14 protein-coding genes and 1 pseudogene are annotated in these 15249 nt (G+C 64.3%); 6 read left to right on the top strand and 9 right to left on the bottom strand.

Features of this window, described 5'->3' with window-relative positions; translation table 11 throughout:
* Positions 1–4 precede the first annotated feature (4 nt).
* From I6F20_RS23750 to I6F20_RS23735, 4 genes are all read left to right on the top strand, one after another.
* Positions 5–277: a BQ00720 family protein gene (locus I6F20_RS23750; protein ID WP_007598581.1), complete on the top strand. Its 273-nt coding sequence runs from the start codon at positions 5–7 to the stop codon at positions 275–277.
* 219 nt (positions 278–496) lie between these two features.
* Positions 497–1138, top strand: coding sequence for a TetR/AcrR family transcriptional regulator (locus I6F20_RS23745; RefSeq protein WP_225128044.1), 642 nt, complete (start codon positions 497–499; stop codon positions 1136–1138).
* Entirely contained in the window at positions 1135–3822 is a 2688-nt protein-coding gene (locus I6F20_RS23740) for a molybdopterin-dependent oxidoreductase (RefSeq protein WP_225128042.1), read from the top strand. The genes I6F20_RS23745 and I6F20_RS23740 overlap by 4 nt, the downstream gene beginning before the upstream one ends.
* Positions 3819–4739: an FAD binding domain-containing protein gene (locus tag I6F20_RS23735; RefSeq protein WP_225128040.1), complete on the top strand. Its 921-nt coding sequence runs from the start codon at positions 3819–3821 to the stop codon at positions 4737–4739. The genes I6F20_RS23740 and I6F20_RS23735 overlap by 4 nt, the downstream gene beginning before the upstream one ends.
* Positions 4740–4949: 210 nt before the next feature.
* Here I6F20_RS23735 and I6F20_RS37995 read toward each other — a convergent pair whose 3' ends face one another.
* The 4 genes and pseudogenes from I6F20_RS37995 to I6F20_RS23715 form a co-directional block, all read right to left on the bottom strand.
* Complete coding sequence (locus I6F20_RS37995) at positions 4950–6011, bottom strand: AMP-binding protein (protein ID WP_275945397.1); 1062 nt, start codon at positions 6009–6011, stop codon at positions 4950–4952.
* Positions 6012–6150: 139 nt separating this feature from the next.
* Positions 6151–6417, bottom strand: a pseudogene (locus I6F20_RS37990) (AMP-binding protein); the annotation flags it as partial.
* 120 nt (positions 6418–6537) lie between these two features.
* The gene (locus I6F20_RS23720) at positions 6538–7668 is read right to left on the bottom strand and encodes a DUF5938 domain-containing protein (protein ID WP_225128038.1); all 1131 of its coding nucleotides are present in this window, start codon (positions 7666–7668) and stop codon (positions 6538–6540) included.
* 38 nt (positions 7669–7706) lie between these two features.
* Complete coding sequence (locus tag I6F20_RS23715) at positions 7707–8510, bottom strand: SDR family NAD(P)-dependent oxidoreductase (RefSeq protein WP_225128036.1); 804 nt, start codon at positions 8508–8510, stop codon at positions 7707–7709.
* A gap of 317 nt (positions 8511–8827) precedes the next feature.
* Here I6F20_RS23715 and I6F20_RS23710 point away from each other — a divergent pair, with 317 nt between their 5' ends.
* Positions 8828–9463 (top strand): TetR/AcrR family transcriptional regulator, encoded by a 636-nt coding sequence (locus tag I6F20_RS23710; RefSeq protein ID WP_036024409.1) that lies wholly within the window; start codon positions 8828–8830, stop codon positions 9461–9463.
* 96 nt (positions 9464–9559) lie between these two features.
* Positions 9560–10186, top strand: coding sequence for a GNAT family N-acetyltransferase (locus I6F20_RS23705; RefSeq protein WP_036009173.1), 627 nt, complete (start codon positions 9560–9562; stop codon positions 10184–10186).
* A 36-nt stretch (positions 10187–10222) separates the two neighbouring features.
* On the opposite strand, the gene I6F20_RS23700 is transcribed toward I6F20_RS23705, so the two are convergent.
* The 5 genes from I6F20_RS23700 to hpf form a co-directional block, all read right to left on the bottom strand.
* Positions 10223–11062 carry an outer membrane protein gene (locus I6F20_RS23700; protein WP_036024408.1) on the bottom strand — a complete coding sequence of 280 codons (840 nt, stop codon included), beginning with the start codon at positions 11060–11062 and terminating at the stop codon, positions 10223–10225.
* 230 nt (positions 11063–11292) lie between these two features.
* Complete coding sequence (locus tag I6F20_RS23695) at positions 11293–12312, bottom strand: glycoside hydrolase family 5 protein (protein ID WP_225128034.1); 1020 nt, start codon at positions 12310–12312, stop codon at positions 11293–11295.
* A gap of 13 nt (positions 12313–12325) precedes the next feature.
* On the bottom strand, positions 12326–13609 hold the full coding sequence (locus tag I6F20_RS23690; protein ID WP_225128032.1) for an O-antigen ligase family protein: 1284 nt from the start codon (positions 13607–13609) through the stop codon (positions 12326–12328).
* A 347-nt stretch (positions 13610–13956) separates the two neighbouring features.
* Positions 13957–14418 carry a PTS IIA-like nitrogen regulatory protein PtsN gene (gene ptsN, locus I6F20_RS23685; RefSeq protein WP_008141251.1) on the bottom strand — a complete coding sequence of 154 codons (462 nt, stop codon included), beginning with the start codon at positions 14416–14418 and terminating at the stop codon, positions 13957–13959.
* 219 nt (positions 14419–14637) lie between these two features.
* Positions 14638–15243: a ribosome hibernation-promoting factor, HPF/YfiA family gene (hpf, locus tag I6F20_RS23680; RefSeq protein ID WP_036009184.1), complete on the bottom strand. Its 606-nt coding sequence runs from the start codon at positions 15241–15243 to the stop codon at positions 14638–14640.
* Positions 15244–15249: the final 6 nt, after the last annotated feature.

Below are 15249 nucleotides of genomic sequence, written 5' to 3'. Positions count from 1 at the left end.
GACCATGAGTGAAGGTCACGTTGCGTTCGAATACGAAGCCAAGAACGTCTCTCCGGAGACACTGGCAACCCTGGGCGAAGGCCATATCGCCTATGTGAAGCAGATCCGCTCCGAGGACGTGCCGGGCCTGTTCCCCGAGGCGCCCAAGATCGCGCCGGGCCTCAAGCTTTTCGCGCTCCACGCCGCCGACGGCACGCCGATCATGCTGACCGACAGCCGCGAAGCTGCGATCGCCAACGCCTGGAGCAACGAGCTGCAAGCGGTGAGCGTGCACTAAGCACGCGCGCGTCGCACGAATAGGGTTTCAAACGGGCATGCCTTCGCAAGAAGGCGTGCCCGTTTTCATTTGGGCGGCGACGTATTCGCGTCGCCATCGCCAGCCGACGGGAATTCGGCGATGTTCCCGCCCGCGCGGGGCGGCCTTGGCTCTTGCGCGCACGAGACCGTCATCAATCCGTGATTTGACATTTCGTTCGCGTTTGTCAAATCTGACAAAATGCAGGCCAAGGCCCCTCCCCAGGACCGGATCCTCGACGCTGCCTTGCGCGTGTTCCGGCGCCACGGCTTCCGCCGCTCCTCGATCGAGCTGGCGGCGGAGGAAGCCGGACTGACGCGGCAGGCGCTCTATCATCACTTCGCCTCCAAGGAGGCGCTGTTTCGCGCCGTGCTCGAGCGGATCTACGCGCAGGGGCTCGCTGCGGAAATCGCGGCCGCGAAGGCGGCGGAAGAAGCGGGCCTCGATCTTGCCGACATCCTGGTCGCCGAGATCGGCGCGCGAATGCAGTCGCTGCTCGCTTCGCTCAAGGACTCGCCCCATACCGAGGAGCTGTTTTCCGAGCACCTCGCGCAGGCGCGCGACCTCTACCAGAGCTATTCCAGCCGTTTCGCCGACGAGATCGCAACAACGATCGCGCGGGTGTGCCGCAAGCGAAAGCTCAGGCTCGAAAGCGGCGTCAGCGTGCGCGAGCTCGCGCGCTGCGTCGAGATGGCGATCCACGGCGCCAAATCCGCTTTCCCTTCCATGCAGCCGGTCGACGCGTTCCTGAAACAGCTCGAGACCATGCTGCGCATGCTGATCGCCGGCGCGATGGCGCCGGCCGCAAAGAAGTCCCAACGCAAAACGGGAGTTCGAAAATGACCAGCACGACCATCAATGGACGGCCTCTGGCGCTGCCCGACGATCCGGATGCGCTCTTGATCGACGTGATCCGCGATGGCGGCCTCACCGGCACCAAACTCGTCTGCGGCTCCGGCGTCTGCGGCGCCTGCACCGTGCTGCTCGACGGCACGCCCGTCGTGAGCTGCCTGTTGCCGGCGCAGGCAGCCGCCGACAAATCGCTGACGACCGTCGAGGGCGTCGGAGCCACCGGATTGCATCCGGTGCAGAAGGCGTTCATGGCGCACGATGCCCTGCAATGCGGCTTCTGCACACCCGGCTTCGTCGTCGAAGCCGCCGCCTTCCATGACGGCTGGCGCGCGACCAAGGGCGCGGCGACACCCTCGCGCGAGGAGATCGCCGCCGCGCTATCGGGACATCTCTGCCGCTGCGGCGCCTATGAAGGCATCTATCGCGCCGTCGCCGAAGCATGCTCGGGCCGCTTCGACGGCAACGAGCCCATCGCGCCGCGGCTGGAAGCCCGCGACAAGGTGACGGGACTGGCCCGCTACACGGTCGACATTCACCATGACGGCCAGCTCGAAGGCGTTATCCTGCGCGCGCACGTCGCGCATGCGAGGATCACCGGGCTCGATCTGGCGCCGGCGCGCGCCATTGCCGGTGTTGCCGCCGTCGTTCCGCTGCTCGACGATGACAACATGGTCCGCTTCGTCGGCGCGCCGATTGCAGCCGTCGCGGCCAAGGATCGCCGCACCGCACTGCAGGCCATCGCCGCGATCAGCTTCAAGCCCGAGCCTTTGCCCGCTGTGATCGGGCTCGATGCAGCGCGACGCGACGATGCACCGGTCGTGTTCGAAAAGAAGGACCGCAAGCGTGCCGGCAACGTGTCCGAGGGCGCAGGTGGCGCTCCGGTGTCGTGGAAGGGCAATGTGCGCGGGCCTTCTGCGCCGTTCTCGCAGAAAGCCAAGCGCGCCAAGAGCTGGCTTGACGAGGCGCGCCAGCAACGCAATCCGCTGCTGGTCGAGGAGACCTTTCGCGTCTCGACGCAACAGCACGCAAGCCTCGAACCACATGCCGCCGTGGCCAGGTTCGATGGCGATCAGCTCATTGTGCACATCTCGACCCAGGCCATCCACGAGAGCATGGAGAAGATCGCCAAGCGTTATGGCCTTCCGCACGACAAGGTGCGTGTGATCGCCGATCATGTCGGCGGCGGGTTCGGCTCCAAGGGCAGCGTTGGGCTGGAGACCATCGCCGCGATCGAGCTTGCGCGCGCCGCGAAAGCGCCGGTACGCGTCGCCTTCGATCGTGAAGAGGAGCTTTCCGTCACCGGCTATCGTCCGGCCGCCGAGCTGAAGCTGTCCTTGCTGCCTTCTGCGGAAGGCCGCCTCAAGGCGCTGTCGCTCACTGCCCATGCAGACACCGGCGCCGCCGTGAACTCGCTGATCGCGGGCCTGGCGCGGCTGATCTATCCGGCCGAAGCAAAGGAGCTCGTCGACTTCGACGTGCTCAGCAATTTGCCGCCCGGCGCGCCGTTCCGCGGCCCCGGCGGTCCGCCGATGTCGTTTGCGCTGGAGCAGGCGGTCGACGAAGCCGCACTGCGCATGAAGGTCGATCCGATTCACCTGCGCAAGCTCTGGGACCCCGATCCCAACCGCCAGCGACTGTACGACTGGGCTGCCGGCCTCGACGTCTGGAAGAGCCGCAAGCCAGCCGCATCGCAGACCGGCCGCTACCGGCGCGGCGTCGGCGTCGCCACCGGTTACTGGCTCTATCTCTGGCAGACCGGCTCCTCGGTCGAACTCGCGATCAAGGGCGGCCGCATCGTCGCAAGCTGCGCGGTACAGGATATCGGCACGGGCACACGCAGCGTGATCGCGAACACCGTCGCGAAGGCGTTCGATCTCGAACCGCATGATGTGGACGTTCGCATCGGCCGCTCCAGCCTGCCCCGCGGACCGGGTTCCGGCGGCAGCCGCGTCACCGCCTCGCTGGTGCCGCCGACCTTGCTCGCCATCGACAAGCTGAAAGCGGAAATCAGGCGCACGGCGTCTCGCACACCTGCTCCGGGCTCGAACGCGCCGTGGCGCGAGATGATCGCGGCCTCCCCTGATATCGCCGTGTCGGCCAAACGCCAGGAGGACGGCAAGCCGCCGCCCGGCGTCAGGCCCGCGCTGCACGAGGCGGGCATCATGGGCCGGGTGTTCGGTTGGGTGCTGCGTCTGATGAACCACATGGTGGTCGGCGCCGGCGTGCCGAGCTCGGTGCAGGTGATGGAAGTCGAGGTCGATACCTGGCTCGGCCATGTGCGCGTGCTCAACGCCTATACGGGCCTCGCGGTCGGCAAGCTCGCCGCGCCGGCATTGGCACGAAGCCAAGCCGCGGGCGCGGTGATCCAGGGCATCGGCTACGCACTCTATGAGTCGCGGGAGGCCGATCCTTCGAGCGGCCACATCCTGAGCGGCAGCATGGAGGATTACCGCATTCCGGGCATTGCCGACATGCCGAAACTGGACGTGCATTTCGACGAGGCCGGTTTCGAGCATGTGCCGGGCGGCAGCGTCGGCATCGGAGAAGTCGCCACCGTGCCGACCTCGCCCGCGATCGCCAACGCCATTCGCGATGCGATCGGCGTGAGACTGACCGAAATTCCGTTCCGGCCCGATCGTCTTGTGGCCGCGCTGAAAGGGAGGGATGCAGCATGAGTGTCGCCGTCATCACCGCCAATCCCACGCCTGAATTCCGCGCCGGAGGCACCGACTTCAGCGAACGCCGCCGCAGCGGCGTGTCGCAAGGAATGCTGATCGATATCTCGGCCGCCGGCGACAAGACGATCAGCTGGCACGCCGACGGAGCAGCCCAGATCGGCGCGCTCACCACCATCGCCACGATCGCGACGGACGCGCGCATCGCCGCCGCCTATCCTGGTATTGCGGCGAGCGCGCAAGGGCTCGCCACGCCACAGGTGCGCCAGGTTGCAACGCTCGGCGGCAATCTTGCTCAGCGTTCGCGCTGCTGGTATTTCCGCCGGGCCGACATCGATTGCCTGAAGAAAGGCGGCAGCACCTGTCCTGCCCGTGCCGGCAATCATCTCTATGGCGTTGCCTTCGATCTCGGACCGTGCATCGCGCCGCATCCCTCGACCATGGCGGCGGCTCTGCTCGCCTATGATGCGACCATCACCACGGACCGGCGCAGCGGATTGACGATTGGCGATCTGCTCGGCGACGGCTCGGTCGCGCACGCCGATCATACACTCGCAGCAGGCGAGATGATCAAGAGCATTGCGCTTCCTGCTCCGCATCAAGGCGAGCGCGCGTCCTACAAGCGGGCGATCAGCCGGACCTATGCGGAATGGCCGCTGGTGGAACTCTGCGCCCGCGTCGTCATCGCCGGCGGCAAGTTCCAGCTCGTGCGTCTCGCTGCAGGCGGCGTCGCGCCCGTGCCGCTCCGCCTCACCGCCGTGGAAGTCGCGCTCAGTGACAAGATTGCCAATGCGGCATCGATCGCAGAAGCGGCGAAAGCGGCGAGCTCGGGTGCCAAACCATTGCCGATGACGGCCTACAAGCTCGATCTCCTGCAAGGGCTGGTGCGCGACGTGCTGGAGCGGCTTTCGGACTAAAGCGCGATGAGATGTGGCTTGATCACGCAACGCCGGAGGTGCGCTCCCTCTCCCGCTTGCGGGAGAGGGTTGGGGAGAGGGTGCTTCCGCAATGGGACAATCCCCAAGAGGAGAAAGCCCTCACCCGCGCCTTCGGCGCGACCTCTCCCGCAAGCGGGAGAGGTGAACAAGCCGCGACAATCGATTCAACCTAAAGCCATTTCGCTCTAACTAACCGCCTGAGCGACCTGCCAGCCGCCCACGGATATCCGGCTTCAGCACCTTGCCGACCTTGGAGCGCGGCAGATCGTCCCAGACTTCGATCTGCTTCGGTGTCTTGACGCTGCCGATCCGCTGCTTGACGAAGGCCGCCAGCGCCGTCGCATCGACGCTCTGGCCGGCACGGGGCTGCACCACGGCGACGATACGCTCACCCCATTTCTCGTCCGCGAGGCCGATCACGGCGCAATCCTGTACCGCCTCATGCGCCCGCAGCGCGTTCTCGACCTCGATCGAATAGACGTTGAACCCGCCGGTGATGATCATGTCCTTGGCGCGATCGACGATGTAGAGGTAGCCATCGTCGTCGATGTAGCCGATGTCGCCGGTGTGGTGCCAGCCATGCGCGGAGGCCTCCGCCGTGGCTTCGGGATTTTTGTAGTAGCCTTCCATCACCAGCGAGCCGCGAACCACGATCTCGCCGCGTGAGCCGGTCGGCAGCAAATTGCCGTCGCCATCCATGATGCCGGCCTGCACCAACGGGCTGATCCGCCCCGCCGAGGCGAGGCGCTCCATCGCGATCGTGCCATCGGCATTGTAATGCTCATCCGGTGCCATCATCGAGATCATCATCGGCGCTTCGGTCTGACCGAACAACTGCGCCATGGGCCCGATGCGCCGGAGCGCCTCCGCAAGCCGTGCGGCCGAGATCGGTGCCGCGCCGTACCAGAAGCATTGCAGAGACCCGAGCTTCGCCAAGTCGAACTTGGGATGATCGAGCAGCATGTAGATCAATGTCGGCGGCAGGAAGGTGTGCGTGACATGGTAGCGCTCGATCAATTCGAGGAATTCCGCGATGTCGGGGCGATGCATGATCACGATGCGACCGCCGAGCGCCATGATCGGGAAACACAGCACACCGGCCGCATGGGTCAACGGCGCGAGCGCGAGATAGATCGGACGCCCCCTGAAGGGATAGCCCATCAGCGTCAGCGCCGTCATGGCTTCGATGTTGCGGCCCGACAGCATGACCCCCTTCGGTTTTCCGGTGGTGCCGCCGGTGCCCGGAAGCATCGCGAGATCGTCGACCGTCTCGCGTTGATATTGGTCGGTGGCAAGGCCAGCCGTCGAACGAGGGCGCGAAGGGCAACTCGGCATCGAGGCAGACGAGGACGCGCAGCTTCGGCAGCTCTGCACGCACCGCCTCGACCATCGGCGCGAAGCTCGAGTGAAACAGCAGCAGGCTGCAATCGAATTGGTCGAGGATGAGCCGGTTTTCGGCCGCCTCGTTGCGCGGATTGATCGGGCACCAAACCGAGCCCGCGCGGGAAATGCCGAACACGCATGCAAACGCGACCGGATCGTTGCCGGAAAGGATTGCGACCTTCTCGCCGGCAGCAATACCCGACCGCGCGAGCCCGCGCGCGACGCGGTAGCTCAGCTGCTGCACCTCGCGATAGCTGAGATCGCGACCGTCCATGGTCAGGCACGGCGCATCAGCGCCGAGCGAAGCACCTTTGTCGAGGTAATCGATAAAGCGCATGATCAATCCCGGAAGCAGCTGGCGGGTGGCGCGCGGCCGCGCCACCCGCGATCTTGCTCAGTCGTGCACGGTGAGGATCGGTCTGCTGACCAGCCCGAAGCTGCGCAGCTGGCCGAGGAGCTCGTGGTGACCGAATGCCTGGCAGCCGGAGGCGAAGCCCACGCGCTTGGGCGGCTGCTGCAGCAGGTGCGCCGCTGCATAGGCCTGCAGCAAGCCGGTCTGCTTGTAATTGCTGTTGCCGTTGATGACGCAGTGCGCGCGCCCGAGCGGGCCGGAGGCATGCACCGAATCCAGCGACTTGTTGACACGTGGGTTCTCGCGCGGCGGCATGGTGTTCATCACGCCGGCGGCGGTCTGCGCCAAGGCGGCGTAGCGGTCGTCGGGGTTCATGTCCTTGGTCGCGTCCAGCGCAGCGGCGACGATCTGCGGCACGCCCAGCATCAGCGCGCGGTTGAACACACCGCCCAGCACCTTCACGTTGGCCACGCGCGGATCGCGCTTGAACCACACCGGGTGCGAGGTGCCGCCCCAGGGCAGCGCCAGTGCGAGCTCATGCTGGCCGGGGATGGCGAGGTTGTAGAGACCGGCATCCACCTGATGCTCGACATACTTGTTCTGCTCCAGATAGTAGGCCTTGGCCATCGCGGCGTTGACCAGGATGGTCTGCGTCGAGGCGATGGTCGGGCTGCCGCCCCAGAACACGGCGATATCGAGCGTGTCGAGGCCGGGCGTCTCCAGGCACAGCTGCGCGGCAATCTCACCGGTGGTGTACATCTGCGCGATGCCCGGCGCGAGCAGCAGGCCGGCATTGGCGAACTTCGTGCCCCATTCCTGCTCGAGCGTGATCAGCCAGTCCTGCTCGCCTGTCGTGTCGGTGTAGTGGCATCGGGACGCCCAGCAGGCCTGCACCACCTCGGCACCGAACCTGGCGAAGGGGCCCACGGTGTTGAGCACCACCGAGGCGCCGTTGAACAGCTCCGTCAGTGCGCTCACGGTGTGCGGCACTTCCACCACCTCGTAGTCGGCGGTCTCGATACCGGCCACGTTCGCCTTCATTACGGCGTTGAGCTTCTCCGCGCTGCGCCCCGCGGCGATGAAGGGGATGTTGTACTCGCGTAAGTATTCGCAGACCAGGCGGCCGGTGTAGCCGGACGCGCCATAGACGATGACGGGCTTCTTCGCGCTCATTGTCGTTCCTCCGAAATGTTCGTTGTCGGGTTTGCAGCTCACATTCCCATGCCGCCATCGACCGGCAGTCCGATGCCGGTGATGAAGCGGGCTTCGTTCGAGCACAGGAACACCGCAGCATTAGCGATGTCGCCGACCTCCGCGAGCTTGCCGAGAGGCGTCTGCTCCACCACCGAGCCGACCGCGGCGTTGACGTCGGGCGCGAGACCGATCTTGACGATGTCGTTGGCCAGCTGCAGGCCCATGTCGGTCGGAATCAAGCCAGGATAGATGCAGTTGACGCGGACGCCATAACCGAGCTTGCCGGCCTCCATCGCAGCGACCCGTGTCATGCGATCGACCGCGGATTTCGTGCCGGAATAGACCGCGATGCTTGGGAAGGCGATCGTCGCCGCGACAGACGCGATGTTGACGACCGCGCCGCCTTTGCCCGCCGGTCCACCCGGCCGCATCGCGCGGAAGGCGTGCTTCATGCCGAGCACGGTGCCGACGATGTTGACGTCGCACATCCGCCGCGCATCCTCGGCCCTGATCTCGCTGACCAGCGACGTGATCTCAATGCCGGCATTGTTGATGAGGATGTCGTAGCCGCCGAGGGTGGCGACCGTCGCAGCAGTCGCTTTCTCCCACTGCGCATCGTCGGCGACATCGAGATGCACGAAGCCGGTCTTCACTCCGAGCCTGGCGATCTCGCCGGCGCTATCCTTGCCGGCGTCATCGAGAATGTCGCCGATCATGACCGCCGCACCGGAGCGCGCCAGTGCTTCTGCAATAGCCGCTCCTATCCCGCGGGCTCCGCCGGTGACCAGGGCTTTGCGGCCATCAAGACTCTTCTCACTCATCGCACGTCCTCCCTTTGCTTGGACTGATCTTTTGGACTGATCTGTTCGCTGATGATCGGTGCGCGCTGCGATTGGCAGCGCGGTGCCGGCGCGGTTGCGCAACGGCATGCGAGTCCGTTCCGGCGGCGCGGCGCCGGCGGGTGCATTTCCTCCATTTGCTGACGTCTTGACGACTGTCCAAATTTCTTGGCGCGCACACTCCTCCCGGAACTTGACAGTTGTCAAGGAAAAAATTTGACAGTTGTCAAAGAGGATGGTTTGTAGACGATGACCGACGACGTGATCGTGGTGACCAAGAGACGGGAGACAGCGCGAGGATGGCGCGGCAAGCGACAGGAGCGGCGAAGCGAGAGGCCGCGGCGGAGATCGTGCGGGACGACAAGTTCAACGCGCGACGCATCGAGCTTGCCGAGGCCGCGCTCGAAACGCTTGGAGAGCTCGGCTTCGCCCGGACCAGCCTGCGGGAGATCGCGCAGAACTCGGCGTTCACGCACGGCGTGTTCCACTATTATTTCAGCGACAAGCTCGACCTGATCTGCTGCTGCGTTCGCCACTACAAGGCCAAGTGCGTGACGCGCTATGACGAGGTCGTCGCGACAGCGACGAGCCGCGACGAATTGACGGAGGGCTTCCTCGCCAAGCTCGCAGCAACGCTGCAGAACGAAGCCCGCATGCACCGGCTTTGGTACGATTTGCGCTCGCAGGCGATGTTTGAGGCGGCGTTTCGCAAGGATGTCCTCGAGATCGACAAGAGCCTGGAAGCGATGATCTGGCGCATTGCCTCGCGCTATGCCGAGCTCGGCGGCAAGCGGCCGGCGTCGTCGCCAGGCGCGCTCTACGCGCTGTTCGACGGTCTGTTCCAGAGTGCGCTGCTCAAGCACCTCGCGGGTGACAAGAGGGCGGTCCCCGAACTGCTCGACGAAGTCCGGCGCCTGCTGCCGACGGTCTGCTGACGCGCACGAGCGGCGCCCACGAAGGCGTCGCCCCTCGAGGCCTGCACGTTGCGCCATCCAAATTGATCGTCCGACTCGAAACTGCTTAGATGCGGCATGCCGCCGAAAGTCGAACGTCTGCCCAAGCAGCAATTGTGGTTTCCGGCCGGGCGCTATTTTCTGCGCACCATCAAGCGCGATGACGCCTCGCAGCGCTGGGCGGACTGGTTGTCCGATCCCTGGACCGTGCATGTCCTCAACACGTCACCGCGCGCGATGACCAAGGCGGAGATCGCCGACTACATCAAATCCTTCGATCAGCGCGAACGGCTCCTGCTCGGGATATTTGAGCGCGGCAGCCGCATCCATGTCGGCTTCATCCGCCTCGACATCAACGCGGCGGCGAGCGAGGCGCTCGTCAGCGCCGTGATCGGAGAAAAGGAGCACCGCAATGCCGGAGCGACGGTGAACACCTTCATTCCGCTGCTCAGGTTCGTGTTCGACGATCTCAAGCTGAGCCGCATCCGCGCGTTCGTGCTGGAGCGCAATCAGACGACCATTCAATATCTGTCCAAGCTCGGATGGACGCTCGAGCCCGAACCCGAAAAACCGGTGCGATCGCATACGGATGGATCGCTTCTGGTATTGCGTCGGATGATCTGGGACCGGCCCGGTTTCCAGGCCTGGTTGAAGAGCCCGATCGGGCAGCGGATCGTGAATCGCATGGAAGCGGCGCGAGGTTGAGCCCCGGCCGCTCCCTTTGTCTGCTTAAGCGATCAATCAGTACTTCGCGACGACGGGTGACCCGCCGAACCGATAGTTGATACCTACCTTCACGATATCGATGTCCTGACGAATATCGATCAAGGCAGTGGTGGCGGCGGCTGGATTGGCGAATCCCACGCGCTTGCTGTCGAAGCCGTAGTGAGTGTACTCGACCAAGGCCGACCAGTTCGGGGCGAAGGCCCACTCGACACCGGCACCTGCCACCCAGCCGACACGATCGGTGCTGGCGCTTGAATTGCAGGGCTCAAAAACGAGGAATCCCACACCGGGACAAAAGAAGCCGCCAATCGACGAGAAATTGTTCAGATTGTATCGGTCATGCGCAAACCCGACGCCGCCCTTGCCATAAACGAGCAAGCGATCCCATGTGTAGCCGACCCGACCCGTGACGCTGGCGACCCAGTCGGTGCGGCTCGATAGAGTGGCGGGCGCGCCGGTCTTTCCGGCGAAGAAGGGATCGTTGGCGGTGCCGTGAAGATCGGTGGCCGTGAAATCGCCGGCAATCCCGAGCACCCAGTTGCTGGCAAATTGGTAGTCGCAACCTACCTGAACGCCTCCTACAATTCCGACGTCTCCGTTCACCCCAATGCGATCACCAGGCACACTGCCTATGGTCATTGCAGGCGAGATGACCGCCCCCGTTCCGATGCCGGGATCCGTGAAGCCCGTTCGGCTCGCACCGCCGCCGACATGACCCCCGATATAGCAGCCGGTCCAACTGAAAGGCACGGCCGCCGCAACCGGCGCTTTCGTGTAGGGACGAGCTCCCAGATCGGCACCTTGAGCAGAGCCTGCGACAATCAGAGCCGACGTCGCCAGCAGCAGTCGTTTCATTCGTCACCCCCGAAGCAATCAGCGATAGAAATCTCCGGTAAGGTACATCGGCCGGCCTCCGCGCGCTGTATTCGAGGAGCAACACTCCGACACATTTGGTACTTCGGTACTGTTGAGCACAACGCGCCGCAACACGGCGCCTTAGGCTTAATGACGGCGCTCCAGGCTGAACTATCCGATCGTCGGATGGCTTCACGCCGGCGCGGCTGAGTTCAGGTCACGCCCCCGCCTCAGCGCCCCGCCGGAATCAGCGCCCGCATGATCTCCGGCTTCCAGCTTTGACGCGCGCTGTCGAAGGCTGCGAAATCATGATCGAATTGCCAATAGGCCCAGGCCCAGCCGAGCCGCTCCGCGCTTCGCGCCACGAACGACAGATATCTCGTCCGTGCTTCGGCTGGCGCGGCCTCGTATACGCCGAACTCACCGAGATAGATCGGACGCTTCTCCCGTTCGGACCAGGACCGGATCTTGTCGAAATCGGCGCGCGCCTTCTGCTCGTCCTCCGGCGTGCCCCAATCGAGCGGGCCTATTTGCGAGAACGTCGGCGACCACGGTGCGCCCTGATGGGTGAAGCGGATCGGCGCGTAATAGTGAAACGTGACGATGATATTTCGGTCATCCGGCGGCAGGACCAAGTCCTCGACGGGCATCTCGTCGACGTTGAGAACCGCGGCGATCACCGGCCGCCGGGGGTTGGTGGCGCGGATGATGCCGAGACATTCGTTCAGAAGGGCGTTCCAGGCGGCGGACGTCATCTGCCCGCCCGGCTCATTGAGCACCTCGAAGACGAGCCTCGGATATTTTCCGGCATAGCGCGCGGCGATTTGCGTCCAGAACGCTTTCAGCTTCCCGGCGCACGCGGAGACGTCGCGCTGACAGATATGGGTATCGTGCTCGTCCAGGATGGGGATGAGATTTCGGGCGAGCACCTCCTCGATCACGGCATCGAGCCGCCTCAAGACGATCTCATCCAGCGCATTCTCCGGGTCCATGAACTTGAAGCCGAAGAAATTGATCCGGACGTGCGAGAACCCGGCGCGCCTGATCGCGGTGAGGTTGTCCAGACGAAATGGCGCGTTCCGGCCTCCCTCCCAAATGCCGTCATAGCCGAGGATGTTGATGCCGCGCCCCAGTTTTGGGGGCGCGGACGCGGCCTGTCCGGCTGCTTCTGCCGGGGAGCAGATTGCAAGCACGGATAGCGTCATTGCGAGACCGAAAGTTACAGCCCAGCGGACGCAGATGGCATTCATCCCGCCTGCCCCATCATTGCTGCAGGCCCTGCTGCGGCACCGGCCGGCACACTGCGAAGAAGAATGCGACGAGCAGCACCGAGGTGAACATGGTCGAGCGAAGGAACATCGTCTCCGTGAAATTCGATTGAAAGCTGAGGACGACGAATCCGATGATGAGAGCGCAGTGGCGACGATCGATCGACCGCGTGTCGATCAGGTACAGGACCTTTTCCGAGAACAGATAGACGCTCGCCACGAACAGCACGGATCCCAGGAATCCGGTTTCCATTGCCACCGCAATGTAGCCGCTATGATAATTGTCCAGCACCCAGCCGTGGTTCTGGTTGAAATAGTCGTAAATCGCAGGGCGCGTCCAGAACCCGTTGATGCCGAAGCCCAGCAGCGGCGCATCGTCGAAATGGCCGATGGCGTACTGCCAGATAAAGGTTCGCTCGGTCAGATTGATGGTCGATTCGCCGAGATGGATGGAATCGTAGCCCGTGACGTAGAAATACAGGATCAGGAGCGCAGCCAGGATGCACATGACGACCGGCAGCACCGCGTAAATCCTCATGCAGCGGATCGACCATAGGGAGGTCATGAGCAGTGCACCGGCGGCAATTGCAACGGCACCGGCACCACGCGATTCCGAGGCGATGACGCATGTCGATGCCAGGAGAAACGTAAGCAGAAAAACTGTCCAGCCCTGGCCCGTCATCTTCTGATAGCAGGCAAAGAACATCAGATAGGCGCTGATGAAGCCGAGAGTCTGCTTCGATTCGTAGATTCCCTGCCACTGGCCGTTGTGCATCCAGCTCTGATCGACGCCGATCTCGGGCACGAAAACCGCACACAGGGCCGAGGCGGCGACCAAGATGAAGAGTCCCAGCGCCGTCGCTCCGACGATCTCGTCGATGTCGATGCGCGTGATCAGGCAGTACGCACCGAAGGTCGTCATCACGAGGGCCGCGCTCTTCATGATCGCCGCGGTGGCGAGGCCGGTCCAGAGCACGGAGACAGCGGCGAGAGCATAGAATGCGACCAGCGCGATGAAATCGGGATTTGGCTGCACGCGCAGGCAGGGTCGCACGAAGGCACTGGCGTAGATCAGGATGACCCACATCAGAAGCGCAACGGCCTGTTGCACGAAGCTCCATTCTGCGGGAAGCAGCGCGGGGTTGAAGACACCCATCGACGCGATCACATTGACGGTGATTGAGCCACGCATCACGATTCTGGCGAGCTTTTCCACGCCGACGCCGGGCGCTTGCCAGATCGCGCTGTCGTCCTCCTCGGAATCGTGCAGGCTGGTCATGAGCTGACCGCCTGACGCGCGGCAAATCTTGCCTCACCGCGCACCACGGGCGCCTTCGCACGCGCGCCTGCCGCGGGCATCGGCCGGTCGAGGCCTGATTCCCAGGGCCGTTCTCCCGCCGCGGCCGCGAGGCGCAACGGCGTCATTCCATTCCCAGTCACGTCCGCTCAGTCCACGGCTTCGAACGGCTCTCAGCGGATGTTGGCGCCGCCCAATGTGCCGTGCGTCTCAAGCGGGAAGATTGTCCTACCTTCTACCTTTGAGATCAAGGTGGCATGACGGGACGCTGCCCTCACAATCAGGTGCGAGGGACGATCGGGCCCTTGCCGGGCGGGAAAGACGGAACGTTACGCCGCCGTTGCCGGCGGCAGCGCGAGCACCGAATAGATCGCCTGCGCATCGCGCGAGGCGCGGAGCTTCTTGGCGATGTCCTGGTCGCGCAGCAGGCGGGCGATGCGGGCGAGCGCCTTGAGGTGATCGGCGCCGGCGCCTTCGGGGGCCAGCAGCAGGAAGACGAGATCGACCGGCTGGCCGTCCATCGCCTCGAAGTCGATCGGACGATCGAGCCGCGCGAACAGGCCGAAGATCTTCTCCAGCTTGGGCAGCTTGCCGTGCGGAATGGCGACGCCATAGCCGACCGCGGTGGTGCCGAGCTTCTCCCGCTGCAGCAGCACCTCGAACACCGAGCGCTCGTTCTGCCCGGTCAGCTCGGCGGCCTTGGCCGCCAGCTCCTGCAGCGCCTGCTTCTTGCTGTTGACTTTCAATGCCGGGAGAATCGCCTCGGGTGCGACCAGATCGGTAATCGGCATGGAAGCTTTCCGAGGTGAATTAAACCGTCAGGTTCCGATTTGGCCAGCTTGATAGACCAAGCTCGGCCGGCGTCAATAACATGAAGCAGGAGGCGGACTTAGCCCCGATCCAGATGTGGGGGGCTTCTACTCCAACGCAATCCCGGTGCCAACTCCCGCGTGCGGCTTTGCCCCCGTCATTGTTAAGGGCCGGGATGGTACGGGCGCCGGCTGGCGGGCCTAGCCACCGCCCTGGCCGTCCACCTTGGCTCCCGGCGGGTCGATCCAACCCACATTGCCGTCCGCCCTGCGGTAAATGATGTTCACGCGACCGGACGAGCCATGCTGGAATACCAGGCAGGGTGCCCCGCTGAGGTCGAGTTCCATGACGGCTTCGCTGACCGAGAGCCGCTTCAGCGACGTGGTTTGCTCGGCGATGATGACGGGGCTGTAGCCGGCGACTTCCTCTTCGCCCTCTCCGGGCGCTTCCAGCACATAGCTGGTGGCGTCGAGCGCAGCCATCGCCTCGGAGGCGGCATGGGCCTTGCGTGCGGAGCGGTCCTTGAGCCGGTTCTTGTAGCGCCGCAACCGCTTCTCGATCATCACCAGCGCCTGGTCGGCACTGGCATAGGCATCCGGTGCGTTCGAATCGGCTTCCAGCGTGATTCCCGAATCGAGATGCAGGGCGCAATCGGTGCGAAAGCCGAAGCCGTCCTTGCTCAGCGTGATGTGGCCGGAATAATTGCCGTCGAAATATTTGCGCAGCACCTCGTCGGTGCGGTCGGCAACGCGGCCGCGCAGCGCCTCGCCGACGCTGATGCTCTTTCCCGAGATTCTGAGAGTCATGTGATG

Source organism: Bradyrhizobium sp. IC3123 (genome assembly GCF_020193625.1).
Classification (GTDB): Bacteria; Pseudomonadota; Alphaproteobacteria; order Rhizobiales; family Xanthobacteraceae; genus Bradyrhizobium; species Bradyrhizobium yuanmingense.
This window is presented reverse-complemented; position numbering and strand designations above follow the sequence as displayed.

Coding starts and splice junctions, on each gene's coding strand:
- I6F20_RS37995 (WP_275945397.1), bottom strand. CDS start 6,011: ATGCTTCCGGGCACCGGCGGCACCACCGGAAAACCGAAGGGGGTCATG.
- I6F20_RS23750 (WP_007598581.1), top strand. CDS start 5: ATGAGTGAAGGTCACGTTGCGTTCGAATACGAAGCCAAGAACGTCTCT.
- I6F20_RS23745 (WP_225128044.1), top strand. CDS start 497: ATGCAGGCCAAGGCCCCTCCCCAGGACCGGATCCTCGACGCTGCCTTG.
- I6F20_RS23690 (WP_225128032.1), bottom strand. CDS start 13,609: ATGACCAGCCTGCACGATTCCGAGGAGGACGACAGCGCGATCTGGCAA.
- I6F20_RS23720 (WP_225128038.1), bottom strand. CDS start 7,668: ATGAGCGCGAAGAAGCCCGTCATCGTCTATGGCGCGTCCGGCTACACC.
- I6F20_RS23740 (WP_225128042.1), top strand. CDS start 1,135: ATGACCAGCACGACCATCAATGGACGGCCTCTGGCGCTGCCCGACGAT.
- I6F20_RS23705 (WP_036009173.1), top strand. CDS start 9,560: ATGCCGCCGAAAGTCGAACGTCTGCCCAAGCAGCAATTGTGGTTTCCG.
- ptsN (WP_008141251.1), bottom strand. CDS start 14,418: ATGCCGATTACCGATCTGGTCGCACCCGAGGCGATTCTCCCGGCATTG.
- I6F20_RS23700 (WP_036024408.1), bottom strand. CDS start 11,062: ATGAAACGACTGCTGCTGGCGACGTCGGCTCTGATTGTCGCAGGCTCT.
- I6F20_RS23695 (WP_225128034.1), bottom strand. CDS start 12,312: ATGAATGCCATCTGCGTCCGCTGGGCTGTAACTTTCGGTCTCGCAATG.
- I6F20_RS23715 (WP_225128036.1), bottom strand. CDS start 8,510: ATGAGTGAGAAGAGTCTTGATGGCCGCAAAGCCCTGGTCACCGGCGGA.
- I6F20_RS23710 (WP_036024409.1), top strand. CDS start 8,828: ATGGCGCGGCAAGCGACAGGAGCGGCGAAGCGAGAGGCCGCGGCGGAG.
- I6F20_RS23735 (WP_225128040.1), top strand. CDS start 3,819: ATGAGTGTCGCCGTCATCACCGCCAATCCCACGCCTGAATTCCGCGCC.
- hpf (WP_036009184.1), bottom strand. CDS start 15,243: ATGACTCTCAGAATCTCGGGAAAGAGCATCAGCGTCGGCGAGGCGCTG.